This window comes from Streptomyces sp. NPDC053541, from assembly GCF_044544705.1.
GTDB lineage: Bacteria > Actinomycetota > Actinomycetes > Streptomycetales > Streptomycetaceae > Streptomyces.
Map to the genome: position 1 here is coordinate 415,514 of NZ_JBITXM010000007.1, position 22,648 is coordinate 438,161.

Genomic DNA, 22,648 nt, shown 5'->3' on the forward strand with positions numbered 1-22,648 from the left:
GGGAGCAGAAGGCGGTGCGCGGGTGAGCTCGGGAGGTCTGGAGCTGCCCCCAGGCGAGGCGGGTCACGACGGGGGACCGGCCGACCCCGGCGAGGTGCCGCCCGGCGCGGTCTCCGTCGCCCGGCCGGTGGAGATCGGCGCCGAACTGGAGTGGGGCGCGGAGGCGTGGAACGAGGTGCGCACCCGGGCCCAGCGGGCCGGCCGCGCCTACGTCTGGCTGAATCTCGTCGAACAGCGGCTGCGGGCGGTCGTCGCGGCCGTGCTCCGTCCGGTGTACGAGCCGGTGCACGGCGAGGAGTGGGTGGTGGCCGCGGCCGGGCCGGCCGGCCAGGAGTGGGTCCAGCGGGCGGTCGCCGTCCGCGAGGTGTCCCGCCGCAAGGGCTATCTGCTCGACCCGGCCGACGACAACGTGCTCAGCTTCCTCACCCTGCCGCAGCTGCGCGAGCTGATGGTGCAGCACTGGCCCTGCTTCGAGCCCTACTTCGACGACCGGCGCGAGGTCGAGCTGGCCCTGGACGAGCTGGAGGTGACGCGCAACGTCGTCTCCCGCAACCGGGCCCTGTCGCTGACCGTCCTGGCCCAGTCCGAACGGGCCTCCGCCCGGCTCCTGGACATCCTCGGGAGCGGGGCGGGAGTGCGCTCGGCGGACCGGCTGCCGGTCGACGCGGTCGAGGACCTGGTCGGCGACCGCTACGCGGACGTGGTGTCCGTGCACCCCGACCGGGTGCGGCTGCAGCGCCAGCTGCCCGCCGAGGACCTGTTCGGCGGGGCCCGCCGGCTCGACGCCACGGGCATAGGTCTGAATCTCCTGGTGCAGAACTTCTCGGGCCGGCGGATGGTGCACCTCGCCGAGTCCGGCTGCCGGATACGGCTGCTCTTCCTCAACCCGGCCAGCAGCGCCGTCAAACGGCGCGAGCGCGAGCTCGGCCTGAAGAAGGGCGAGCTGAGCCGCGCGGTCGAGATGAACATCCTGCACATGCGCCGGGTGCGCTCCAAGCTGCGCGACCCCGGCGCCTTCCAGATCCACGTCTTCGACGAGACCCCCCGCTTCACCGCCTATCTGGTGGACGGGGACGGCCCCGACGGGGTCGCGGTCGTCCAGTCCTATCTGCGCAAGGCCCGCGGCATGGAGGCCCCGGTGTTCGTGCTGCGCGGCGGCGGCCGGAACGTGGTCCGCTCCGGACAGGGCCCCGACAGCGGCACCGAACACGGACTTTTCTCGACATATCGGGAGGAATTCGAGTCGGTCTGGCTCGACTCCCGGCCGGTCTCCTGACCCCGTCCCGGGAGGCCGGGCGCTTTCGTTGTCAGTGGCCCGTGCGAGGGTGTCCATCACCACGGGGGAGAACACACGAGGAGGTCCCGATGGCTTGGCATGGGGAAGAGCTGGTCGGCTTCGACCTGGAGACGACCGGTACGGACCCGCTGGAGGCCCGCATCGTCACGGCCTCCGTCGTCGGCGTCCGCGGCGGCACGGTGGTGCGCCAGCGCGACTGGCTCGCCGACCCGGGCATCCGCATCCCGGCGCAGGCCTCCGCGATCCACGGCATCAGCAGCGAGCGCGCCGCCGCGGAGGGCCGCCCGGTCCGCGAGGTCGCCGACGAGATCGCCGAGACCCTGACCGGCTACTGGGCGCAGGGCGTCCCGGTCGTCGCGTACAACGCCTCCTTCGACCTCACCCTGCTCGCCGCCGAGCTGCGCCGGCACGGACTGCCCTCCCTCCAGGAGCGGCTGGGCGGCGCCGGCATAGGCCCGGTCGTAGACCCGTACACCATCGACCGGGCCGTCGACCGCTACCGGCGCGGCAAGCGCACCCTGGAGGCGGTCTGCGGGGAGTACGGGGTGGAGCTCACCGCCGCCCACCAGGCCGCCGCCGACGCGCTCGCCGCGGTCCGGGTCGCCATCGCGATAGCCGAGCGGCACCCCTCGGTCGCCGCCCTCGACCCGGCCCGGCTCCACGAGCGCCAGATCGTCTGGTACCGGGAGTGGGCCGAGGACTTCCAGTCCTTCCTGCGCCGCAAGGGCGACCCGGAGGCGGTCGTGGACCCGGTGTGGCCGCTGCGGCAGCCGGCTCCGGTGGCGGGCTAGGGGGTGTCTTGTCGATCAGGCCGGACGAGCGAGCGGCGTCCGGTGCGTGGGGTCTCCCCAGGCCCGTCAGGGCCGAGGGGAGGGATCGCAAGGCGGAGGAGGGACGCGATGCGGTGGGGGTACCTCCCGGGCGAAGCCCAGGGGGCCATCGGCGACCGACGACAACGCGGCGAGGCGCGGCACCGGGCGTCGAGAGCCCGGCATGATCGGCGAGACACCCCCTAGTCCCGCGTGGTCAGAGGTTCTCCTTGAGGAAGGAGAGCAGCAGCTCGTTCACCTTCTGCGGCTGGTCGAGCTGGAGCCAGTGGCCCGCGTCCTCGATCCGCTCGTAGCGCCAGGAGCCGGCGACGTACTCGGCGGAGTCCGTCATCGACCGCTCGGTGAGGAAGCGGTCGCCGGTGGACCAGACGCCCAGGACGGGGACCTGCTCCGGGAGGGGCGACAGCGGGAGTTCCGGGGCGAACTGCACCTCGGCCGGCAGCCCCGAGCGGTAGATGTTCAGCGCGGCCGTCAGGCCGCCGGGCTCGCGCAGGGGCGCCAGCACCGCCTCCGCGTCCGGGTGCTCGGCGAGCATCTCGCGCAGGTTCGCGTGGTCGTCGTGGGCCAGCCAGGTCTCGGCGACGTCCGCGAGCTGGAAGAGGAGCATGTACCAGGAGCGCTGCTTCTGCTCCCAGCCCGCGCCGCGGACGGCCCCGATGTGGCCCACCGACAGGATCGTCAGGCTCGCCACCCGCTCCGGCGCGACCTGGGCCAGGGCCTGGGCGATGCCCGAGCCCCAGTCGTGGCCGACCAGGTGGAAGCGGTCGACGTCGAGCCGGGCCAGCAGCTCCAGCATGTCGCCCACGTGCTTCGCCGGGTGGTACGCCTCCGCCCCGCCCTCCGGCCGGTCCGAGCCGCCGAAGCCGCGCAGGGTGGGCGCGATCGTCCGGAAGCCGGCCGCGTTCAGTGCGGGGACCTGGTGGCGCCACAGCCGGTGCGAGTCCGGGAAGCCGTGCAGCAGCAGCACCGCCGGGCCCTCACCGCTCACCTCGACGTCCAGCGTGACGTCCGACAGTTCCATCCGCATCCTCAACACCCCGTCCCTACCGTCCGGTTCGACAGGGATCATGATGTCAGAAGGGATACCAGCGCACCTCGGGGTCGCCGTCCCGCAGCGAGGCCACCCGCCGCTCGAACTCGGCGAGCGCCTTCGGATTGGCCGGCGCGTGCTGGGCCACCCAGGCGCAGCTCGCCGTCTCCCGCGCCCCGCGCAGCACCGCACAGCCCTCCCAGGCGCGCACGTCCCAGCCGTAGGCCTCGGTGAAGGCCTCGTAGGCCGCCGGGTCCAGGCCGTAGCGGTCCCGGGACAGGGCGAGCACCACCAGGTCGTGCTCGCGCAGGTCGGAGGAGAAGGTCTCCAGGTCCACCAGGACCGGGCCGTCGGGTCCGACGTGCACGTTGCGCGGCAGCGCGTCGCCGTGGATCGGGCCCGGCTCCAGGTGCGGGACGAGCGCGGCGGCGGCCGGGGCGAAGGCGTCGCGGCGCTCGCGCAGGAAGGCGGCGTCCGCCGGGTCGATCGCGTCGCCCGCGAGCCGCAGCCAGCGCTCCACCCCGCCGAGCAGCTCGCGCCGCGGCAGGTCGAGCCCGGCCGGCTCGGGCAGTGCGTGCACCGCCCGCAGCAGCGGCGCCAGATCGCGCGGCTCGCTGGGCCGCACGGCCTCCGGCAGCCGGTGCCAGAGGGTCACCGGATGGCCCTCGGCGAGCAGCGGCGCCGGCTCCGCGGCCCGTACGGCGGGGATGCCGGCCGACTCCAGCCAGCCGGCCAGGGCCAGCTCGCGCTCGGCGCGCGGCAGCAGCTCGGCGTCCCGGCCGACCTTCACCACCAGGTCGCCCAGCGCGAAGACCGCGTTCTCGCCGAGCGCCAGCAGGCGCGCGTCGTCCGCCCGCAGTCCCGCGGCGGCCAGGATCTCCCGGGCCCGCGCCTCGTCCATCGTCTCTCTCCCCACAGCAGTCTCTTCCGCCCCAGAGTCTCCCATCCGTGCCGCTCTCCTTGACGAACCGACCACCCGTCACGACGATGACCGGGTCCCAGGCAGGGTGACCGACCAGGCACAGGGGGTCGACCGTGAGTGTGCTGACCGCGCCGAAACGGTCCTCGGGCCGGGCCGCCCCCGACCGCGCCGCCCGGGGCCCCGGCCCCGGCCGCGACTTCGGGGCCTGGTTCCTGGTCCTGCCGGCCCTGCTGCCGATCCTGGTCCTCAGCGTCGGCCCGCTGCTGTACGGCATCGGGCTCGCCTTCACCGACGCCCAGTCCGGCCGCACCCAGGCCACCCGCTGGATCGGCACCCTCAACTTCCAGGACCTGCTGCACGACACCCTCTTCTGGGAGTCCTTCCGCATCGGCCTGCTGTGGGCGGTGGGCGTCACCGTCCCGCAGTTCCTGCTCGCCCTCGGCCTCGCCCTGCTGCTGAACCAGAACCTCCGGCTGCGCTGGCTGGCCCGGGCGCTCGCGATCGTCCCCTGGGCGATGCCCGAGGTCGTCGTCGGCATCATGTGGCGGCTCGTCTACAACCCGGACGCCGGCGTCCTCAACGAGACCCTGCACGACCTCGGCCTCGGCGACGGCCGCGCCTGGCTCAGCGGCCTCGGCACCGCCCTGCCCGCCGTGATCGTGGTCGGTGTCTGGGCCGGCCTGCCGCAGACCACGGTCGCCCTGCTGGCCGGGGTGCAGAACACCCCGCGCGAGCTGCACGAGGCCGCCGCCCTCGACGGCGCCGGCGCCTGGCGCCGCTTCCGCACCGTCACCTGGCCCGCGCTGCGCCCCGTCGCCCTGGCCATCACCTCGCTCAACTTCATCTGGAACCTCAACTCCTTCGCCCTGGTCTACGTGCTGACCAACGGCGGACCCGGCGGCCGCACCCGGCTGCCCATGCTCTTCGCCTACGAGGAGGCCTTCCGCTACGGGCAGTTCGGCTACGCCGCCGCCATGGGCTGCGTGCTCGTCGCCGTCGTCTCGGTGCTCCTCGCCCTGTACCTCGTCGGACGGCTGAAGGAGGAACGGTGAGCGCCTTCCGGACCCGCGGGGCCGCCCGCGCCGGGCAGTACGCCGCGCTCCTCGCGTATCTGCTCTTCCTCGCCTTCCCGTTCCTGTGGCTGGTCTCCACCGCCTTCAAGCCGGCCACCGAACTCGGCTCCCTGCACCCCACCTGGATCCCGAAGGACCCCACGCTCGCCAACTTCCGGCAGGCCTTCGACGAGCAGCCGCTGCTGCGGGCCGCCGGGAACAGCCTGCTCGCGGCCGTCGCCGCCGCGCTGATCGCGGTCGCCGTGGCCACCCCGATGGCCTACGTCCTCGCCCGGCACCGCTCGCGGCTCACCGCCGCCGCCACCGGCTGGGTCGTGGTCAGCCAGGCCTTCCCCTTCGTCCTGCTGGTCATCCCGCTCTTCCTCGTCCTGAAGAACCTGCACCTGATCAACAGCCTGCCGGGCCTCGTCCTGGTCTACGTGGTGTGGTCCCTGCCCTTCGCGCTGTGGATGCTCACCGGGTACGTGCGCGCGGTGCCCGTCGAACTGGAGGAGGCCGCCGCCGTCGACGGCGCCGGGCGGCTGCGGACCCTCGTCTCGGTGACCGCGCCGCTGCTCGCGCCCGGCCTGGTCGCCACCGCGCTGTTCGCCTTCGTCACCGCCTGGAACGAGTTCTTCTTCGCGCTCGTGCTGCTCAAGTCCCCGGAGAAACAGACCCTGCCCGTGGTCCTCACCCACTTCCTCGGCGCCGAGGGCGCCGCCGACCTCGGCCCGCTCGCCGCCGCGGCCTTCCTGGCGACCCTGCCGTCCCTGGTGGTCTTCGCCCTCGTCCAGCGCCGGATCACCGGAGGCATGCTCGCCGGGGCGGTGAAGTCATGAGCCGCGCCCGGCGGTTCGCGACCGCCCTGACCGCGCTCGCGCTGCTGTTGACCGGCGCCGGCTGCACGGCGGACACCGGCCGCGACGGCGGGGGAGCGGACGGCGTCGTCCGGCTCCGCTTCCAGTCCCTGGCCTGGCAGAAGGAGTCCGTCGACGCCAACCGGCAGCTGGTCGCCGAGTGGAACGCCGCCCACCCCGGCATCCAGGTCGAGTACGTGCAGGGCAGCTGGGACTCCGTCCACGACCAGCTGCTCACCTCCTTCGAGGGCGGCGAGGCCCCCGACCTCGTCCACGACGCCTCCGACGACCTCGCCGACTTCGCCTACGGCGGCTACCTGGCCGATCTGCGCCCCCTGCTGTCCGAGCGGCTGCGCTCCGGCATCCCGGCCGAGAGCTGGCGGACCACGACCTTCGGGGAGGGGGTGTACGGCGTGCCGTTCCTCCAGGAACCCCGCATGATCATGGCCAACCGCACGCTGCTCACCGAGGCGGGCGTGCGCATCCCGACCGCCGGACGGCCCTGGACCTGGGAGGAGTTCCGCGGGGTCGCCAAGACGCTGACGGCCCGGATGGGCACGGGCCGGTACGCCGTGGCCTGGCCGCTCAAGGAACCCGTGTCCGTCTCGCTCAACCTGGGCCTCTCGGCCGGCGGCCGGCTCTTCCACCGGGGCGCCGACGGCAAGGTCACCCTGCGCTTCGAGGACGCCGACGCGGTGGTGCCGGAAACCGTGCGCGCCATGGTCGGCACCGATCGGACCGCCTCCCCGGCCACCCTCGGCAGCGGCGGCTCCGACACCCTGCCCGGTTTCTTCGGCGGCAGGTACGCGATGGTGCCGCTGGGCTTCTCGTACCGCCAGCAGATCGCCCAGCAGGCCCCCGAGGGCTTCGACTGGACCGTGCTCCCGGCGCCCGCCGGGGCCGGCGGGCTCGCCCAGGGGGTCAGCCCGCAGACCCTGTCCATCGCCGCCGACAGCCCGCACAAGAAGGAGGCCGCCGCCTTCCTGGAGTTCTTCCTCCAGCCGCGCAACACGGTGCGGCTCGCGCTCGGCGACTGGATGCTGCCGACCGACACCGCCGCCCTCGCCGATCCCGCCCTGCACACCCCCGAGTTCGGCTGGGCCACCGGGGCCGCCGTCGCCCGCGCGCTGCGCCCGGCGCCCGCGCAGGCGGTGCGGGGCTACCCGGAGTGGAAGGACAAGGTCGCCACGCCCGCCTTCCAGGAGTACTACAGCGGCGCCATCGGGACCGACGAGCTGAGGCGGCGTCTGGTTACCGATGGAAACAGGGTGCTGGCCCGCTACCAGCGCGACTGAGCGCGGCCCCCACCTTCTCCTTGGTGCCCCTGCCGGTACGAAACGCCGGAGTCAAGGGGGGAGTTGGGGAGATCCTCTGCCCTTCTCATTAAGAAGCCTTGTTGAACAAGTCACACCCTCCGGAGGGGGTTGATTTGCACTCGTCAATGGGACAGGGTTTCGAACGTGCCGCCGGAGAGTTTCCGTCCGACGGCCCAACCCCCCACAAATCCTGACGAGGAGACCCCTCTTCATGGCCATACACAAGCGTGTCCGCCGGACCCGTTACATCGCCGTCACGACCGCGATCGCGGCCGCCGCCGGAGTCACCGTCCTCACCGGCCAGTTCGCCGGCGCGGCCCCCGCGCCCGCCGAGGGCACGGTCTACGGACTCGGTGTCGAAGGCGCCGTCGCCGGCAGCTACGTCGTCCTGCTCGACGAGAAGACCAACCAGGCCGGCAAGAACGACCTCGCGAAGGAGTACGGCGGCACCCTGCGCCGCAGCTACGACTCCGCCGTCAACGGCTTCTCGGTGAACGGGCTCACGGAGACCGAGGCCAAGCGCCTCGCCGCCGACCCGTCCGTCGCCAAGGTGGTCCAGAACCGCACCTTCAGCATCAAGGAGACCCAGGAGAACCCGCCGTCGTGGGGCCTCGACCGGGTCGACCAGACCGACACCGCCGGGGACCAGAAGTACACCTACCCCGACGGCGCGGGCGAGGGCGTCACCGCGTACGTCATCGACACCGGCGTGCGCATCAGCCACCAGGACTTCGGCGGCCGGGCCTCGTACGGCTTCGACGCCGTGGACAACGACAACGAGGCCCAGGACGGCAACGGCCACGGCACCCACGTCGCGGGCACCATCGCCGGCGCCTCCCACGGCGTCGCCAAGAAGGCGAAGATCGTCGCCGTCCGCGTCCTCGACGACAACGGCTCCGGCACCACCGAGCAGGTCGTCGCCGGCATCGACTGGGTCACCAAGAACCACCAGGGCCCGTCCGTCGCCAACATGAGCCTCGGCGGAGGCGCCGACCCGGCCCTCGACGACGCCGTCAAGAAGGCCATCGCCTCCGGCGTGACCTTCGGCGTCGCCGCCGGCAACGAGTCCTCCGACGCCGGCCAGGGCTCCCCGTCCCGCGTGCCGGAGGCGATCACCGTCGCCTCCTCCACCAAGGACGACCAGCAGTCGAGCTTCTCCAACTTCGGCTCGGTCGTGGACCTCTACGCCCCCGGCTCGGACATCACGTCCGCCTGGAACGACAGCGACACCGGCACCAAGACCATCTCCGGCACGTCGATGGCCACCCCGCACGTGGTCGGCGCCGCCGCCGTCTACCTGGCCGGCCACCCCGACTCCACCCCGGACCAGGTCGCCCAGGCGCTGGTCGGCGGAGCGACCCCGGACAAGATCGGCAACGCCTCGCCCGGCACCGCCAACAAGCTCCTGAAGATCGTGGAGTAGCCCTCCGGGAGCGACTCCTCACCGCATGACCGGCGACCGCCGTGCCCTCCCCCACGGGGCACGGCGGTCGCTCTAGGGTGTGTCCATGACGAAGACCTACGCCCTGCTGCTGCGCGGCATCAACGTCGGCGGACACCGCAAGGTGCCCATGGCGGAGCTGCGTTCCGTCCTCGAAGGACTCGGGCACCGGGACGTGAAGACGTATCTGCAGAGCGGGAACGCCGCCTTCACCGCCGCCGAGGACGTGGCGGACGCCGGGGACGAGACGGTGCGGCAGGGTGTCGAGGCCGCGATCGAGGCGCACTTCGGCTTCGCCGTCGACTGCCTGGTGCGCGAGCACGCCTACCTCGCGGCCGTCGTCGCCGACTGCCCCTTCCCCGCCGAGGAACTCCAGGGCAAGCAACTGCACGCCCTCTACCTCTCCGAGCGCGTCGACGAGCAGCGCTTCGCCGCCCTCGACCGCGAGGCCTTCCTGCCCGAGGCCTTCGCCCTCGGCGACCGCGTGCTCTACCTCTACGCCCCCGGCGGCCTCGGCACCTCCAAGCTCGGCGAGGCCCTGTCCCGGCCGGCCCTCTTCAAGGGCGTCACCGTCACCGCCCGCAACTGGAACACCGTGCGCAAGCTGGTCGAGATGACCGAGCCCACGGACTGAAGGAGCTCCCGGCGGCCCCGCGAAGTGGCCCAGCCGGGCGACCCGCGATTGGCCCGCCCCGGCGGGCCACCCGGCGCCTAGGCTCGGCACCATGACGACCACCGTGGACTTCTACTTCGACCCCGCCTGCCCCTTCGCCTGGATCACCTCCCGCTGGATCCTCGAAGTGGAACGGCACCGCGACCTCGACGTGCGCTTCCACGTCATGAGCCTCTACCTCCACAACGAGGGCAACGAACTCCCCGACTGGTACCGCACCCTCGTCGACGCCTCCCTCGGCCCCGTCCGGGTCGCCGCCGCGGCCGCCGAACAGCACGGCCCGGAGGTGCTGCGCCCGCTCTACACCGCCTACGGCACCCGCATCCACGAGCAGAAGAACAAGGACTTCGACGCCGTGATCGCCGAGTCCCTCGCCGAACTCGGCCTCCCCGCCGACCTCGCCGCCGCGGCCCACGACCCCGCCCACGACCCCGCCGTCCGCCGCAGCCACGACGCCGGCAAGGACCCCGAGGCCGACGCCTACGTCGGCACCCCCACCCTCCACGTCGACGGCACCGCCTGGTTCGGCCCGGTCCTGCGCGCCGTCCCCCGCGGCGAACGCGCCGCCGACCTCTGGGACGCCTTCCGCACCCTCGCCACCCACCCCGACCTCTTCGAACTCAAGCGCACCCGGACAGGGGGCCTCGACTTCTCCTGAGCCGCGCCCGCCCCGCCCGCCGCGTCCCCTGTCGCGAAACTTCAAGACCCGCCCCCGCACCCCGCCTAGCGTGGGCGGCATGAACGCGATTCACCGACACCTCACCGTCTGCGCCGCCGAATCCGTACGGGTCGCCCGCGGCGTCACCGACGACCGGCTCGCCGAGGGCTCCCGCTGCACCGACTGGACCGTGCGGGAGCTCGTCAACCACCTCGTGCGCTACGGCGCGCACGGGCTCGAACACCGGGCGCTGCGCCTCGAACTGCCCGAGGAGCTGGTGCTGCGGGACTTCGCCGCGGAGGGGGACTGGGCCGAGCGGTACGCGGAGCAGCTCGACCGGGCGCTCGCCGCCTGGGAGAAGCCCGAGGCGTGGGAGGGGGACGTCGACATGGGCGGCAGCCCCGTCCCGGCCGCCGAGATCGCCGCCGTGCTCGTGCTCGAACTCGCCCTGCACGGCTGGGACCTGGCCCGCAGCACCGGGCAGGAGTACGCGCTGCCCGAGGAGACCGGCGCCTACGTGCTGGAGGTGGTCGAGCGCTACGCCGAGATGTACCGGGAGTACGAGGGGTTCGACGCGCCCGTGGCGACGGAGCCCGGGGACGCCGGCGAGGCCTCGTTCGCCCGGGCGCTCGCGCTCAGCGGCCGCGGCGCCTGAGCCGCCGCCCCGTACCGCTCCAGGAGCAGCCGGGCCAGTTCGGGGGAGGGGCCGAGGACCTCGGCGAGGACGTCGGCCCCCGCCGCGCCGGCCGCGATGCGGTCCGGGAGCCGGCCCGGCGCGATCACGTACGGGGCCACCGCCACCCGCCGGACCCCCGGCTCGGCGCGCAGCGCCCGTACCGCCTCCTCCGTACGGGGAAGGGATGCGGAGGCGAAAGCGGGCCGCACGGAGCACCAACCGGTGTTCCGCAGCTCCCGCGCCGTTTCTGCGATCACCGCGATCGCCTCCGGGTCGGTGGAGCCCGCCGAGGCCAGGACGACCCCGGTCGAGCTCTTGTCGGCGGGCGTGAGCCCCGCCTCGTACAGGCGCCGTTCCACCGTCGCGAGCAGCAACGGGGACGGGCCGAGGACCTCCGCCTGCCGGATCCGCAGCGCGGCCGGGGCCTGCCGCAGCACCGCCGGGATGTCCGCCTTCGCGTGGAAGGCGCGGGTCAGCAGCAGCGGCAGCGCCACCACCTCCCGCACCCCCTCCGCGGCGAGCCGGTCGAGCACCCCGGTCACCGACGGCAGGTTGAAGTCCAGGAACGCCGTCTCCACCCGCAGCCCCGGCCGCAGCAGCCCGGCCCGGCGCACCAGCGCCTGGACGGTCGCCGCGTGCCGCGGGTCGCGGCTGCCGTGGGCGATGACGAGGAGGACGGGGGCGCTCACCGGAATCAGGCCTTCACCAGCAGACCGCGGCGGCGCAGCACCGAGCGCTCCAGCGGGCTGAAGATCAGCAGGTCGATGGCGACACCCACCAGCAGGATCAGGATGATCGCCAGGAAGATCCCCGGCATGTCGAAGTTGTTCCGGCCGTTCTCCAGGAGCTGGCCGAGGCCGAGGCCCAGGTCCGGCGAGGAGGCGATGATCTCCGCCGCCATCAGCGAGCGCCACGAGAACGCCCAGCCCTGCTTCAGGCCCGCGAGATAGCCCGGTAGCGCGGCCGGCATCACGATGTGCCAGGCGCCCTTCAGACCCGTCGCACCGAGCGTCCGCCCGGCCCGCAGGAACAGCGGCGGCACCTGGTCCACGCCGGCCACCAGGCCGTTGGCGATGGACGGCACCGCGCCGAGCAGGATCACCGCGTACATCATCGAGTCGTTGAGGCCCAGCCACAGCACCGCCGGCGCCACCCAGGCGACCGAGGGCAGCGACTGCAATCCGGACAGGATCGGGCCGATCGCGGTCCGCACCACGCCCACCCGGGCCACGATCAGACCCAGCGGGGTGCCGATCGCGAGGGCGAGCAGGAAGCCGAGCAGCGCCCGGGACACGCTGGTCCACAGCACGTCGAGCAGCGTGCCCTCCAGCCACATCGTGGCCAGGCTGTCCCACACGGCGCCGGGCGAGGGCAGCTTGCCCTCGTCGGCGACCTGCGCGGTCACCAGGATCTGCCACACCGCGACGACCAGGACGATCGCCAGGACCGGCGGCAGGACCTTCTTCAGGAGGACCTCGCGCACCGGGGTGCGGCGCACCTGCACGCTGTCCAGGGCGTCGAGACCGGCCTCCAGGCCGGCGAGGTCGTCGCCCTTGACGGCGGTGGTCTCAGTGCTGGCCATGGCGGCGGATCTCCCCACGCAGTTGTTCGGTGATCTCGACGGACAGCTCCGCCACGGCGGCGTCCTCGATGCGGCGCGGCTGCGGGATGTCGATCGTCCACTCCCGGGCGATCCGGCCGGGGCGGGACGAGAGCAGGACGACGCGCTGGGCCAGCCGCACGGCCTCGCGCACGTTGTGGGTGACGAAGAGGACGGAGAGGTCGGTCTCGCGCCAGATCCGGGTCAGCTCGTCGTGCAGCACGTCCCGGGTGATCGCGTCGAGCGCGGCGAACGGCTCGTCCATCAGCAGCAGGTCGCTGTCCTGGGCGAGAGCCCGGGCCAGGGCGACGCGCTGCCGCATGCCGCCGGACAGTTCGTGCACCCGCTTGCCGTACGAGCCGCCGAGCCGCACCAGCTCCAGGAGGCGCTCGGCCTCCGGGCGGCGCTCGGACTTCGGCACCCCGCGCAGCTTCAGGGCCAGTTCGATGTTCTTGCCCGCGGACAGCCACGGGAACAGCGCGTGTTCCTGGAACATCAGGGCCGGCCGGCCGCCCGGGGTGTCGATGGTCCCCGCGGACGGCCGGTCGAGCCCGGCGACCAGGTTGAGCAGGGTGGACTTGCCGCAGCCCGAGGCCCCCAGGAGGGTGACGAACTCGCCGGGCGCGACATCGAGCGAGATGTCGTCGAGGACGAGCTGTCCGCCGGACGGACCGCCGAAGGACTTCGAGACGTGCGCGATGCGCGCGGCGTGTCCGGCCGCGGCGACGCGGTCCTCGTCCTTGGCGAGCGTCGTGGTCGTGGCCATGGTCGTCACCTCCTGGGTAGCAGCAGCGGACTGGTTACTTCACGCCGAGACCGGCGTCGGACACCTCGGGCCGGCCCGCGGCCTTGAGGACCTTGTTGAGCGGCTTCAGGTCGTAGATGCCGGCCAGGTCGGGCTCCTTGAGGAGACCGGCCTTCACGGCGTGGTCGGCCTGGGCCTGGAGGGTCGCGGCGAGCGGGTCGTCGATGAACTGGATGGACGCCCAGGCCCCGTCGATCACCTTCGCGCCGAGCGGCTTGCCGGTCAGCTCCTTCAGCTTGGCGTTGGCCGAGGCCTTCGCCTTGTCCGAGTTGGCCTTGATCCACTCGTTGGTCTTCACCGAGCCCCGCAGGACCGCCTCGACGACGTCGGGGTGCTCCGCGAGGAACTTCTGCGACACGATGACGTTGGTGATGACGAACTTCTTGTCGGGCCACAGGTCGGACTCGTCGAGGAGCACCTTCGCGCCCTCGCTGACCAGCTTCGACGCGGTCGGCTCGGGCACCCAGGCGCCGTCGATGGAGCCGGACTTGTAGGCGTCGGGGGTCACCTTGTTGTCGGTGCGGAGCACCGACACGTCGCCCTTGCCGCTCTGCGCGTCGACCTTCCAGCCCTTCTCGGAGACCCAGTTGAGGAAGGCCACGTCCTGGGTGTTGCCGAGCTGCGGGGTCGCGATCCGCTTGCCCTTGACGTCGTCGACGGTCTTGATCTTTTCCGGGTTGACCACGAGCTTCACGCCGCCGGAGGCCGAGCCGGCGACGATGCGCAGGTTGCTGCCCTTGGACTTGGTGTAGCCGTTGATCGCCGGGGAGGGGCCGATGAAGCCGATGTCGATCGAGCCGGCGTTGAGGGCCTCGATCTCGGACGGGCCGGCGTTGAAGGTGGACACCTTCAGCTGGGTGCCGCCCAGCTCCTTCTGGAAGATGCCCTCCTGGTCGCCCACCAGCGCGGTGGCGTGCGTCAGATTGGGGAAGTACCCGAGCCGTACGGTGTCGGCGGAGAGCTTCTTGCCCTCCGCGGCCACCTTCTTCTCGTCGTTCTTGGCCTCGGAGCCGTAGCCGCAGGAGGCGAGCGCCCCGATCAGCAGGGGCAGCGCGGCGGCCGCCGCGAGGCCGCGGCGCAGGGTGGTACCGGTGGTGGCAGGCACGGGAGTGGTTCCCCTCGATTCAGCTTCTGCGAAGTCTGTGTCTATGTCGCCGCCCGGGTCCGGGCGGGAGGTGGTGCGGGTGGAGCGGCATCGCGCCGCGACAGCGGCGCGCGGAGGTCAGCACGCACATCGCGCGACACCTCCCCGGCCCGCACCGAGGGCGCCGGAGCCCACCCGGCCGCCCTCCTTGGCGAAGGTGCCGTAGACGTCCTGGTGCATCAGAAGTCCCACCCCTCCTCGTCCTCCGCGACGGCGGGGACGGCCTTGGCGGTGGCGAAGGACTCGCCCGCCATGCCGGCCGCGAGCGTGGTGCCGTCGGCCGGGTCGATCAGCAGGAAGGAGCCGGTACGGCGCGAGTCGGCGTACGCGTCGAGCGCGAGCGGCTCGGCGGTGCGCACCTTGACCCGGCCGATGTCGTTGGCCACCAGCTGCCCCGGCTCCGGGTGCTGGGAGAGGTCGTCCAGGGTGAGCCGGGACGGGATCTCCTTGACGATGGCCTTGACCGTGCGGGTGGTGTGCTTGAGCAGCACCCGCTGGCCGACCGTGAGCGGCTGGTCCGCCACGTGGCAGACGGTCGCCTCGACGTCCTGGCTGGTGGCCGGCGCGTCGGCGGCCGGCGCGAGCAGGTCGCCGCGGGAGATGTCGATGTCGTCGGCGAGCCGGATGGTGACGGACTGCGGCGCCCAGGCGATGTCCACCGACTGGCCCAGCGCGTCGATCGCGGTGATCGTCGAGGTCTTCCCGGACGGCAGGACGGTGACCTGCTCGCCGACCCGGAAGGCGCCGGCCGCGATCTGGCCCGCGTAGCCGCGGTAGTCGGGGTGCTCGGCGGTCTGCGGGCGGATCACGTACTGCACGGGGAAGCGGGCGTGGCAGGCCGTCAGGTCGTGACTGACCGGCACCGTCTCCAGGTGCTCCAGGACCGTCGGGCCGCCGTACCAGTCCATGTTGGCGGACGGCTCCACCACGTTGTCGCCGGCCAGCGCCGAGATCGGGATCGCGGTGATCTCCGGAACGCCGAGCTCGGTGGCGTAGGTGGTGAACTCCTCGGCGATCGCGGCGAAGACGGACTCCTGGTAGTCGACCAGGTCCATCTTGTTCACGGCGAGCACCACGTGCGGGACGCGCAGCAGCGCGGCGACCGCGGCGTGCCGGCGGGTCTGCTCGACGACGCCGTTGCGGGCGTCGACCAGGACCACGGCCAGCTCGGCGGTGGACGCGCCGGTGACCATGTTCCGGGTGTACTGCACGTGCCCGGGGGTGTCGGCGAGGATGAACCGGCGGCGCGGGGTCGCGAAGTAGCGGTAGGCCACGTCGATGGTGATGCCCTGCTCGCGCTCGGCCCGCAGGCCGTCGGTGAGCAGCGCCAGGTCCGGGGCCTCCTGGCCGCGGGACCGGGAGGCGTGCTCGACGGCCTCCAGCTGGTCGGCGAGGACCGACTTGGAGTCGTGCAGGAGCCGGCCCACCAGGGTGGACTTGCCGTCGTCGACGGAACCGGCGGTGGCGAAGCGCAGCAGCGTGGTGGCCGCCAGCTCGGCGGGCTGCTGCTCGGTGGAGGTCGTCATGGCTAGAAGTACCCTTCGCGCTTGCGGTCTTCCATCGCGGCCTCGGACATCTTGTCGTCCGCGCGGGTGGCGCCCCGCTCGGTGAGGCGGGAGGCGGCGATCTCGGCGATCACGGCCTGCAGCGTGGTGGCGTCGGAGTCCACCGCGCCGGTGCAGGACATGTCGCCGACGGTGCGGTAGCGGACCAGCCGCGTCTGCACCTGCTCGGTGTCCTTCGGGCCGCCCCACTCGCCGGCGGTCAGCCACATGCCGTTGCGCTGGAACACCTCGCGCTCGTGGGCGAAGTAGATCTCCGGCAGCTCGATCTTCTCGCGCTGGATGTACTGCCACACGTCCAGCTCGGTCCAGTTGGACAGCGGGAACACGCGCACGTGCTCGCCGGGGGCGTGCCGCCCGTTGTAGAGCTGCCACAGCTCGGGCCGCTGGCGGCGCGGGTCCCACTGGGAGAACTCGTCGCGCAGCGAGAACACCCGCTCCTTGGCGCGGGCCTTCTCCTCGTCGCGCCGGCCGCCGCCGAACACGGCGTCGAAGCGGTGCTGCTGGATGGCCTCCGTGAGCGGCACGGTCTGCAGCGGGTTGCGGGTGCCGTCCGGGCGCTCCTTGAGGACCCCGCGGTCGATGTAGTCCTGCACGGAGGCGACGTGCAGCCGCAGCCCGTGCTCGGCGACCACGCGGTCGCGGTACTCGAGCACCTCGGGGAAGTTGTGGCCCGTGTCGACGTGCAGCAGCGTGAAGGGGATCGCCGCGGGGGCGAAGGCCTTCAGCGCCAGGTGCAGCATGACGATGGAGTCCTTGCCGCCGGAGAAGAGGATCACCGGCCGCTCGAACTCGCCCGCCACCTCACGGAAGATGTGGACGGCCTCGGACTCCAGGGAGTCGAGGTGCGACAGCGCGAACGGGCTGTCGGTCGCCTCGTGGACGTGGGCAACGGTCGTCATGCGAGACCCCTCTCGGTGAGCAGCGCGTGGACGGCCGCTGCCGACTCCTGCACGGTCTGGTTCTGGGACTCGATCCGCAGATCGGGCGCCTCGGGGACCTCGTACGGGTCGTCGACGCCGGTCAGCCCGCTGATCTCGCCGGCCGCCTGCTTGGCGTACAGGCCCTTGACGTCACGGTCGGCGCACACGTCCAGCGGCGTGGCCACGTGCACCTCGACGTACGGGGTGCCCTCGGCGGCGTGCCGCTTGCGGACGGCCTCGCGGCTGTCGGCGTACGGGGCGATGACGGGCACCAGCACGTGCACGCCGTGCGAGGCGAGCAGCTCGGCGACGAAGCCGATCCGCTGCACGTTGGTGTGCCGGTCCTCGCGGCTGAAGCCGAGGCCCGCGGAGAGGAACTCGCGGATCTCGTCGCCGTCGAGGATCTCGACCCGCCGGCCCTCCTCGCGCAGCCGGCCGGCCAGCTCGTACGCGATGGTGGTCTTGCCGGCGCTGGGCAGGCCCGTGAGCCAGATGGTGGCACCGGTCACGTGATTCTCCTGAGGTGTGGGGGTGTCGTGGGCGTCCGTCATCCGTGCAGCCCGCATTCGGTCTTGGCGCGTCCGGCCCAGCGGCCTGCCCGGGCGTCCTCGCCCTCCAGGACCCGGCGGGTGCAGGGGGCGCAGCCGACGGAGGCGTAACCGTCCATCAGGAGCGGGTTGGTGAGCACGCCGTGCTCGGCCACGTAGGCGTCCACGTCGTCCTGGGTCCAGCGGGCGATCGGGGAGACCTTGACCTTCTGCCGCTTCTCGTCCCAGCCGACGACCGGGGTGTTCGCCCGGGTGGGGGACTCGTCGCGGCGCAGACCGGTGGCCCAGGCGGCGTAGCGGGTCAGTCCCTCCTCCAAGGGCTTGACCTTGCGCAGCGCGCAGCACAGGTCGGGGTCGCGGTCGTGCAGCTTCGGGCCGTACTCGGCGTCCTGCTCCGCGACCGTCTGGCGCGGGGTCAGGGTGATGACGTTGACGTCCATGACGGCGTCGACGGCGTCGCGGGTGCCGATGGTCTCCTCGAAGTGGTAGCCGGTGTCGAGGAAGACCACGTCCACGCCGGGCCGGACCCGGGAGGCGAGGTGGGCGACCACCGCGTCCTCCATGGAGGAGGTGACGCAGAAGCGCTCGCCGAAGGTGTCGGCGGCCCAGCGCAGGATCTCGAGCGCGGAGGCGTCCTCCAGGTCGCGGCCGGCCTGCTCGGCGAGTGCCTTCAGGTCGGCCGCGGTGGTGTCCTCGGCGATCGGAGTGCCCGTCATATCTCTTCCCTCCCAGGGGTGTTGCCCGAAGTGGCCGGGGCCAGGAGCCCCAGGAACTTCAGCTGGAAGGCTCGGCTGCAGGCGTGGCATTCCCACGCCCCGTGTCCCTGCTCGGCCGGACGCAGGTCCTCGTCGCCGCAGTAGGGGCAGTGGAACGGGGCCGCTCGCTCGCTCATACGGCATCCCTCGTTTCGCTCGCCGTGCTCACGACAGTGCCTCTTCCGAGGCGCGGGCGGTCCAGGTGGCGAAGCGCTCGCCCTCCTCGCGCTCCTCCTGGAAGCGCTTGAGGACCCGCTCGACGTAGTCGGGCAGCTCGGCGGCGGTGACCTTCAGGCCGCGGACCTTGCGGCCGAAGCCGGCCTCCAGGCCGAGCGCGCCGCCCAGGTGCACCTGGTAGCCCTCGACGCGGTTGCCCTCGTCGTCGAGCACCAGCTGGCCCTTGAGGCCGATGTCGGCGACCTGGATGCGGGCGCAGGCGTTCGGGCAGCCGTTGATGTTGATGGTGATCGGCTCGTCGAACTCCGGGATGCGGCGCTCCAGTTCGTCGATCAGCGAGGCGCCGCGGCCCTTGGTCTCGACGATGGCGAGCTTGCAGAACTCGATGCCGGTGCAGGCCATCGTGCCGCGCCTGAACGGCGAGGGGGTGACCCGCAGGTCCAGCGCCTCCAGGGCGGAGACGATCGAGTCGACCTGCGCCTCCTCGATGTCGAGGACGAGCATCTTCTGCTCGGCGGTGGTGCGGACCCGGCCGGAGCCGTGCTGCTCGGCGATCTCGGCGATCTTCGTCAGGGTGGCGCCGTCGACCCGGCCGACGCGCGGGGCGAAGCCCACGTAGAAGCGCCCGTCCTTCTGCCGGTGGACGCCGACGTGGTCGCGCCAGCGGCCGGCCGGCTCCGCGGGGGCGGGGCCGTCGGTGAGCTTGCGCTTGAGGTACTCGTCCTCCAGGACCTGGCGGAACTTCTCCGGGCCCCAGTCGGCGACGAGGAACTTCAGACGGGCGCGGTTGCGCAGCCGGCGGTAGCCGTAGTCGCGGAAGATCGAGATGACGCCCTCGTAGACGTCCGGGACCTCGTCGAGCGAGACCCAGGTGCCGAGGCGGACGCCGAGCTTGGGGTTGGTGGACAGACCGCCGCCGACCCACACGTCGAAGCCCGGCCCGTGCTCGGGGTGCTCCACGCCGACGAAGGCGATGTCGTTGATCTCGTGCGCCACGTCGAGCAGCGGCGAGCCGGAGATCGCGGACTTGAACTTGCGGGGCAGGTTGGAGAAGTCCTTGTTGCCGACGATCCGGCGCTGGATCTCGTCGATGGCCGGGGTGCCGTCGATGATCTCGTCCGCGGCGATGCCGGCGACCGGCGAGCCGAGGATGACGCGCGGGGTGTCGCCGCAGGCCTCGGTGGTGGACAGGCCGACCGCCTCCAGGCGGTTCCAGATCTCCGGCACGTCCTCGATGCGGATCCAGTGGTACTGCACGTTCTGCCGGTCGGTGATGTCCGCCGTGCCGCGCGCGAACTCCTGCGAGATCTCGCCGATGACCCGCAGCTGCTCGGTGGTCAGCCGGCCGCCGTCGATCCGGACCCGGAGCATGAAGTACTCCGCGTCCAGCTCCTCCGGCTCCAGCACGCCCGTCTTGGTGCCGTCCAGACCCTCGCGGCGCTGGGTGTAGAGACCCCACCAGCGCATGCGTCCCCGCAGGTCGTTGGGGTCGATGGAGTCGAATCCGCGCTTCGAGTAGATCGTCTCAATACGTGTCCGCACATTGAGACCGTCGTCATCCTTCTTGAACTGCTCATTGCCGTTCAGCGGGGTGAAGTGCCCCGCGGCCCACTGACCCTCGCCACGGTGGCGCCCGGCCTTGCGGCGGGCGGCGGCGGGAGTGGGGTTTTCCGGGGTGGCGGCCATGGCGATGTGTCCTTCGGGACTGCGAGAGGGCGGCTCTGACCTGCACACTCGCGCTCGGATAGGAGGGTGGCGCGGCAGTGCGCAGAGACAGGACGTCAGGAAAGATGTGCGGCGGTGCTGAGGTGCTCAGCGCGCCGAACAGATGGCGCTGGACATGCGGCCGAGGTCGACGTGCCGCCGACTCACCAAGGCAATTCCAGTTCCAGGCATGACGGAAGCGTGTCACGGGACTTTGGACCCAGTCCAGCTTCGTCCAGGATGTGGACATGGGTGTCTCGCGTGGCAAGACAGTGTGGTGTGGGTCACGTGAAGGGGGCCCAGTTCAGGGCCCCTTTCGGAAGGCGGTGCCGGGGGGGGGTACGGGCAGGCGCAGGGCGCGGGCGTACGGGGAGGGTGCCCGGACCGGGGCGTACGGCTCAGGCGTGGGCGCCGGGCCAGGGGCCCGGGTTCGCCGGCTCGTCGACCTCCTCCACCTTGGTGTCGAAGAGGCGGAAGCCGCGCCGCTCGTAGTTGGCCATCGCGTGCTCGCCGTCCAGCGAGCAGGTGTGCAGCCACACCCGCTTGGTCGGGGTCCGCCCGGGCCACCGCTCGGCGAGGTCCCAGGCGCGCTCCACCCCGTAGGACAGCAGGTGCCCGCCGATGCCGCGGCCCCGGAAGGCGGGGATCAGGCCGAAGTAGACGATCTCCACCACGCCGTCGTCCTGCGCGTCCAGCTCCACGTAGCCCGCGGGCGTGCCCCGCTCGTAGGCCACCCAGGTCTCCGTGCCGGGCTTCTCCATGATCCCCTGCCACTGGGCGTGGGTCAGGGACAGGCGGTCGGTCCAGCGGATGTCGCCGCCGACCGCCGTATAGAGGAAGCGGCTGAACTCCGCGGAGGGCACCTCGGCCCGCACGATCCTCAGGTCGCGCCCCTCGGGGGCGGGCACCGGCCGGAGGTCGGAGGGCGAGGTCTGTTCCAGGGACCAGGTGGTCAGGGTGATGCGCGTGGGCGTGCTCATGGGCTTATCGCATCATGCGGAGCGCCGGATTCCCAGGGCGGACCCCCTCCGCCCCGGTCCCGTACCCCGAGCTGTCCGACATGTGGACACGCGACCGCTCCATGGACAGCGCTCACGCGCTCGTCGCGCTCCGGGCCGCGAGCACCGCCGGGGCGGTGGAGTGGGGCAGCAGGTCCGCCGGGTCGGCGGGGTGCCGCAGCTCGACCTCGACCTCCTCGCTGAAGCGGTACGGGCGGTGCGCGAGCACGGCGGCCAGATTGCGCCGCACCCGCGACAGCTCCGCCCGTACCGTCACCGTCCGGGTCCGGTCCCCGAACACGTCCTGCGCCAGCTCGGCCGCCGTCCGCCCCTCCGGGTGCAGGGCCAGCAGATAGAGCAGCTCGGCGTGGCGCGGGCTGAGCTCCTGCGACCAGCTGCCGGCCGCGCCCGTCACCGACACCGCCGGGCGGCGCGGCCGGCTCAGGTCGAGCACCACCCGGCTCGCCGCCCCGCCGCCCGCGCCGTCCGGCCGGGCGTCGTCCTCCGCCACCCGCAGCAGCCAGCCGCCCGGCAGCGGCTCCACCGCGCACATGCCCAGGGACGGCAGCCAGACCCGACCGGCCCGGAAGGACTTGGGCAGCGCGATCCGGTCCACCGGCGCCATCCCGGTCACCGCGGCCGTCCACCCGTGGGTGTCCACGGCGACGGCCCGCCCGCCCACCCGGCACAGGATCGGCGCCGCCACCGACCGCAGCCGCTCGATCGACCGCAGGTGCCGCTCGCGCATCTCGGCCTCCGCGAGCTGCGCCACCGAGCCGACCAGGGCCAGCGTCGCCGGATGGAAGCTGGACGCCGGGCCGCTCACGTCCACGATCCCGAGCAGCCGCCGGTCGCGCGGGTCGTGCACCGGAGCGGCGGCGCAGGTCCAGTTGTGCAGGGTGTGCACGTAGTGCTCGGCCGAGTGCACCTGCACGGCCCGGCCCATGGCGAGCGCCGTGCCCACCGCGTTGGTGCCGGTGGTGTGCTCGCTCCAGGCCGCGCCCTCCTCCAGGCAGATCCCATTGGCCTGGCGCAGCACCGCGAGGTTGCCCTCGCGCCACAGCACCCGGCCCTGCTCGTCCGTCACGACCATGATCTGCATGGAGGCGTCGGCGATCCCGGCGAGACCGGCGCTGAGGGTGCGCATGACCTCGCCGAGCACCGAGGAGCGGCGCCGCTCCTCCAGCTCCTCGCGCTGGAGCAGCACGGAGCTGGTGCCCTGGTCCGGGTTCACGCCGAGCCGGGACATGCGCTGCCAGGAGGCGTCGATCACGGGGCGGGGCGCGACCGGCGGGGTGCGGCCGGCCAGCGTCTCCTCGCGGACCTTGTGCAGCAGCCGGGTCGCCTTGGCGGCGTCCATCACGGCGAGCCGGTTCAGGTCGACCTGCGCTCGGTTCATCGGTCCCTCCCAGCTCCGCACGGTGTCGCCGTCTCTTCGCCGTCCATCCGCTTTTCCGTCTGTGCTTCCATCTGTCGTCGTTCCGTCACCGACCCGCCGCCGCACCTCTGCTGTATCGGTTCTGCACAGGGTGCGAACCGATCGCGAGCGGTGCGGCCCGACGCACATCGTGCCGCTCCACAGCGTCACGTGTGCGCTGCTTCCGGTAATCCTGCAACCTCATGCAACTCTGGCAACCCCCGCCCCCGTGCACGAGGGTGGAACCCGAAGCGGAGGGTGGT

General features: G+C 72.5%; 24 protein-coding genes. 9 read left to right on the forward strand and 15 right to left on the reverse strand.

Features of this window, described 5'->3' with window-relative positions:
• Positions 1 to 22 precede the first annotated feature (22 nt).
• Together ACIGW2_RS20360 and ACIGW2_RS20365 are read left to right on the forward strand one after the other, a co-directional pair.
• Positions 23 to 1,276 (forward strand): SAV2148 family HEPN domain-containing protein, encoded by a 1,254-nt coding sequence (locus ACIGW2_RS20360; RefSeq protein WP_361581060.1) that lies wholly within the window; start codon positions 23 to 25, stop codon positions 1,274 to 1,276.
• An 89-nt stretch (positions 1,277 to 1,365) separates the two neighbouring features.
• Positions 1,366 to 2,088 (forward strand): exonuclease domain-containing protein, encoded by a 723-nt coding sequence (locus ACIGW2_RS20365; RefSeq protein ID WP_399844844.1) that lies wholly within the window; start codon positions 1,366 to 1,368, stop codon positions 2,086 to 2,088.
• A 235-nt stretch (positions 2,089 to 2,323) separates the two neighbouring features.
• Here the strand turns inward: ACIGW2_RS20365 and ACIGW2_RS20370 are convergent, their stop codons facing one another.
• A complete protein-coding gene (locus ACIGW2_RS20370) occupies positions 2,324 to 3,148 on the reverse strand; it encodes an alpha/beta fold hydrolase (protein ID WP_399844846.1) in 825 nt (274 codons plus the stop codon).
• Between the two features lie 52 nt (positions 3,149 to 3,200).
• Positions 3,201 to 4,058: a phosphotransferase enzyme family protein gene (locus ACIGW2_RS20375; RefSeq protein WP_399844848.1), complete on the reverse strand. Its 858-nt coding sequence runs from the start codon at positions 4,056 to 4,058 to the stop codon at positions 3,201 to 3,203.
• A 140-nt stretch (positions 4,059 to 4,198) separates the two neighbouring features.
• Between ACIGW2_RS20375 and ACIGW2_RS20380 the strand changes: the two genes are divergently transcribed.
• From ACIGW2_RS20380 to ACIGW2_RS20410, 7 genes are all read left to right on the forward strand, one after another.
• Positions 4,199 to 5,131, forward strand: coding sequence for a carbohydrate ABC transporter permease (locus ACIGW2_RS20380; protein WP_399844934.1), 933 nt, complete (start codon positions 4,199 to 4,201; stop codon positions 5,129 to 5,131).
• Positions 5,128 to 5,970 (forward strand): carbohydrate ABC transporter permease, encoded by an 843-nt coding sequence (locus ACIGW2_RS20385; protein ID WP_399844850.1) that lies wholly within the window; start codon positions 5,128 to 5,130, stop codon positions 5,968 to 5,970. The genes ACIGW2_RS20380 and ACIGW2_RS20385 overlap by 4 nt, the downstream gene beginning before the upstream one ends.
• A complete protein-coding gene (locus ACIGW2_RS20390) occupies positions 5,967 to 7,283 on the forward strand; it encodes an ABC transporter substrate-binding protein (RefSeq protein ID WP_399844852.1) in 1,317 nt (438 codons plus the stop codon). Before ACIGW2_RS20385 ends, ACIGW2_RS20390 begins: the two co-directional genes overlap by 4 nt.
• Before the next feature lie 232 nt (positions 7,284 to 7,515).
• Complete coding sequence (locus ACIGW2_RS20395; protein WP_356067208.1) at positions 7,516 to 8,727, forward strand: S8 family peptidase; 1,212 nt, start codon at positions 7,516 to 7,518, stop codon at positions 8,725 to 8,727.
• A gap of 85 nt (positions 8,728 to 8,812) precedes the next feature.
• Entirely contained in the window at positions 8,813 to 9,379 is a 567-nt protein-coding gene (locus ACIGW2_RS20400) for a DUF1697 domain-containing protein (RefSeq protein ID WP_391653405.1), read from the forward strand.
• Between the two features lie 91 nt (positions 9,380 to 9,470).
• A complete protein-coding gene (locus ACIGW2_RS20405) occupies positions 9,471 to 10,076 on the forward strand; it encodes a DsbA family protein (RefSeq protein WP_391653404.1) in 606 nt (201 codons plus the stop codon).
• Positions 10,077 to 10,155: 79 nt separating this feature from the next.
• Complete coding sequence (locus ACIGW2_RS20410) at positions 10,156 to 10,731, forward strand: TIGR03086 family metal-binding protein (protein WP_399844856.1); 576 nt, start codon at positions 10,156 to 10,158, stop codon at positions 10,729 to 10,731.
• Here the strand turns inward: ACIGW2_RS20410 and ACIGW2_RS20415 are convergent.
• From ACIGW2_RS20415 to ACIGW2_RS20475, 13 genes are all read right to left on the reverse strand, one after another.
• Positions 10,614 to 11,441 (reverse strand): sirohydrochlorin chelatase, encoded by an 828-nt coding sequence (locus ACIGW2_RS20415; RefSeq protein WP_399844858.1) that lies wholly within the window; start codon positions 11,439 to 11,441, stop codon positions 10,614 to 10,616. The two genes, ACIGW2_RS20410 and ACIGW2_RS20415, sit on opposite strands and share 118 nt — an antisense overlap.
• 5 nt (positions 11,442 to 11,446) lie before the next feature.
• Positions 11,447 to 12,334, reverse strand: a complete 888-nt coding sequence (locus tag ACIGW2_RS20420; protein ID WP_391653401.1) for an ABC transporter permease — start codon at positions 12,332 to 12,334, stop codon at positions 11,447 to 11,449.
• Complete coding sequence (locus ACIGW2_RS20425) at positions 12,321 to 13,118, reverse strand: ABC transporter ATP-binding protein (protein ID WP_391653400.1); 798 nt, start codon at positions 13,116 to 13,118, stop codon at positions 12,321 to 12,323. Before ACIGW2_RS20425 ends, ACIGW2_RS20420 begins: the two co-directional genes overlap by 14 nt.
• A 34-nt stretch (positions 13,119 to 13,152) precedes the next feature.
• Entirely contained in the window at positions 13,153 to 14,262 is a 1,110-nt protein-coding gene (locus ACIGW2_RS20430; protein ID WP_399844861.1) for an aliphatic sulfonate ABC transporter substrate-binding protein, read from the reverse strand.
• A 218-nt stretch (positions 14,263 to 14,480) separates the two neighbouring features.
• Entirely contained in the window at positions 14,481 to 15,827 is a 1,347-nt protein-coding gene (locus ACIGW2_RS20435; RefSeq protein ID WP_361581102.1) for a GTP-binding protein, read from the reverse strand.
• A gap of 2 nt (positions 15,828 to 15,829) precedes the next feature.
• Positions 15,830 to 16,765 (reverse strand): sulfate adenylyltransferase subunit CysD, encoded by a 936-nt coding sequence (gene cysD / locus ACIGW2_RS20440; RefSeq protein WP_356067223.1) that lies wholly within the window; start codon positions 16,763 to 16,765, stop codon positions 15,830 to 15,832.
• Positions 16,762 to 17,352: an adenylyl-sulfate kinase gene (cysC, locus tag ACIGW2_RS20445; protein WP_361581108.1), complete on the reverse strand. Its 591-nt coding sequence runs from the start codon at positions 17,350 to 17,352 to the stop codon at positions 16,762 to 16,764. The genes cysD and cysC overlap by 4 nt, the downstream gene beginning before the upstream one ends.
• Entirely contained in the window at positions 17,334 to 18,050 is a 717-nt protein-coding gene (locus tag ACIGW2_RS20450) for a phosphoadenylyl-sulfate reductase (protein WP_391653398.1), read from the reverse strand. Before ACIGW2_RS20450 ends, cysC begins: the two co-directional genes overlap by 19 nt.
• Positions 18,047 to 18,226 (reverse strand): hypothetical protein, encoded by a 180-nt coding sequence (locus ACIGW2_RS20455; RefSeq protein WP_356067229.1) that lies wholly within the window; start codon positions 18,224 to 18,226, stop codon positions 18,047 to 18,049. Before ACIGW2_RS20455 ends, ACIGW2_RS20450 begins: the two co-directional genes overlap by 4 nt.
• Positions 18,227 to 18,254: 28 nt before the next feature.
• Positions 18,255 to 19,952 (reverse strand): nitrite/sulfite reductase, encoded by a 1,698-nt coding sequence (locus ACIGW2_RS20460; protein ID WP_361581113.1) that lies wholly within the window; start codon positions 19,950 to 19,952, stop codon positions 18,255 to 18,257.
• 126 nt (positions 19,953 to 20,078) lie between these two features.
• Positions 20,079 to 20,162, reverse strand: a complete 84-nt coding sequence (locus ACIGW2_RS20465) for a putative leader peptide (RefSeq protein WP_356067285.1) — start codon at positions 20,160 to 20,162, stop codon at positions 20,079 to 20,081.
• Between the two features lie 206 nt (positions 20,163 to 20,368).
• On the reverse strand, positions 20,369 to 20,950 hold the full coding sequence (locus tag ACIGW2_RS20470; protein WP_391653396.1) for a GNAT family N-acetyltransferase: 582 nt from the start codon (positions 20,948 to 20,950) through the stop codon (positions 20,369 to 20,371).
• Positions 20,951 to 21,062: 112 nt separating this feature from the next.
• Positions 21,063 to 22,367: a GAF domain-containing protein gene (locus tag ACIGW2_RS20475; RefSeq protein WP_361581119.1), complete on the reverse strand. Its 1,305-nt coding sequence runs from the start codon at positions 22,365 to 22,367 to the stop codon at positions 21,063 to 21,065.
• Positions 22,368 to 22,648 lie beyond the last annotated feature (281 nt).

Coding starts and splice junctions, on each gene's coding strand:
- ACIGW2_RS20400 (WP_391653405.1), top strand. CDS start 8,813: ATGACGAAGACCTACGCCCTGCTGCTGCGCGGCATCAACGTCGGCGGA.
- cysD (WP_356067223.1), bottom strand. CDS start 16,765: ATGACGACCGTTGCCCACGTCCACGAGGCGACCGACAGCCCGTTCGCG.
- ACIGW2_RS20390 (WP_399844852.1), top strand. CDS start 5,967: ATGAGCCGCGCCCGGCGGTTCGCGACCGCCCTGACCGCGCTCGCGCTG.
- ACIGW2_RS20470 (WP_391653396.1), bottom strand. CDS start 20,950: ATGAGCACGCCCACGCGCATCACCCTGACCACCTGGTCCCTGGAACAG.
- ACIGW2_RS20365 (WP_399844844.1), top strand. CDS start 1,366: ATGGCTTGGCATGGGGAAGAGCTGGTCGGCTTCGACCTGGAGACGACC.
- ACIGW2_RS20450 (WP_391653398.1), bottom strand. CDS start 18,050: ATGACGGGCACTCCGATCGCCGAGGACACCACCGCGGCCGACCTGAAG.
- ACIGW2_RS20410 (WP_399844856.1), top strand. CDS start 10,156: ATGAACGCGATTCACCGACACCTCACCGTCTGCGCCGCCGAATCCGTA.
- ACIGW2_RS20375 (WP_399844848.1), bottom strand. CDS start 4,058: ATGGACGAGGCGCGGGCCCGGGAGATCCTGGCCGCCGCGGGACTGCGG.
- ACIGW2_RS20435 (WP_361581102.1), bottom strand. CDS start 15,827: ATGACGACCTCCACCGAGCAGCAGCCCGCCGAGCTGGCGGCCACCACG.
- ACIGW2_RS20370 (WP_399844846.1), bottom strand. CDS start 3,148: ATGGAACTGTCGGACGTCACGCTGGACGTCGAGGTGAGCGGTGAGGGC.
- ACIGW2_RS20425 (WP_391653400.1), bottom strand. CDS start 13,118: ATGGCCACGACCACGACGCTCGCCAAGGACGAGGACCGCGTCGCCGCG.
- ACIGW2_RS20475 (WP_361581119.1), bottom strand. CDS start 22,367: ATGAACCGAGCGCAGGTCGACCTGAACCGGCTCGCCGTGATGGACGCC.
- ACIGW2_RS20465 (WP_356067285.1), bottom strand. CDS start 20,162: ATGCCTGGAACTGGAATTGCCTTGGTGAGTCGGCGGCACGTCGACCTC.
- ACIGW2_RS20395 (WP_356067208.1), top strand. CDS start 7,516: ATGGCCATACACAAGCGTGTCCGCCGGACCCGTTACATCGCCGTCACG.
- ACIGW2_RS20405 (WP_391653404.1), top strand. CDS start 9,471: ATGACGACCACCGTGGACTTCTACTTCGACCCCGCCTGCCCCTTCGCC.
- cysC (WP_361581108.1), bottom strand. CDS start 17,352: ATGCGGGCTGCACGGATGACGGACGCCCACGACACCCCCACACCTCAG.
- ACIGW2_RS20420 (WP_391653401.1), bottom strand. CDS start 12,334: ATGGCCAGCACTGAGACCACCGCCGTCAAGGGCGACGACCTCGCCGGC.
- ACIGW2_RS20460 (WP_361581113.1), bottom strand. CDS start 19,952: ATGGCCGCCACCCCGGAAAACCCCACTCCCGCCGCCGCCCGCCGCAAG.
- ACIGW2_RS20455 (WP_356067229.1), bottom strand. CDS start 18,226: ATGAGCGAGCGAGCGGCCCCGTTCCACTGCCCCTACTGCGGCGACGAG.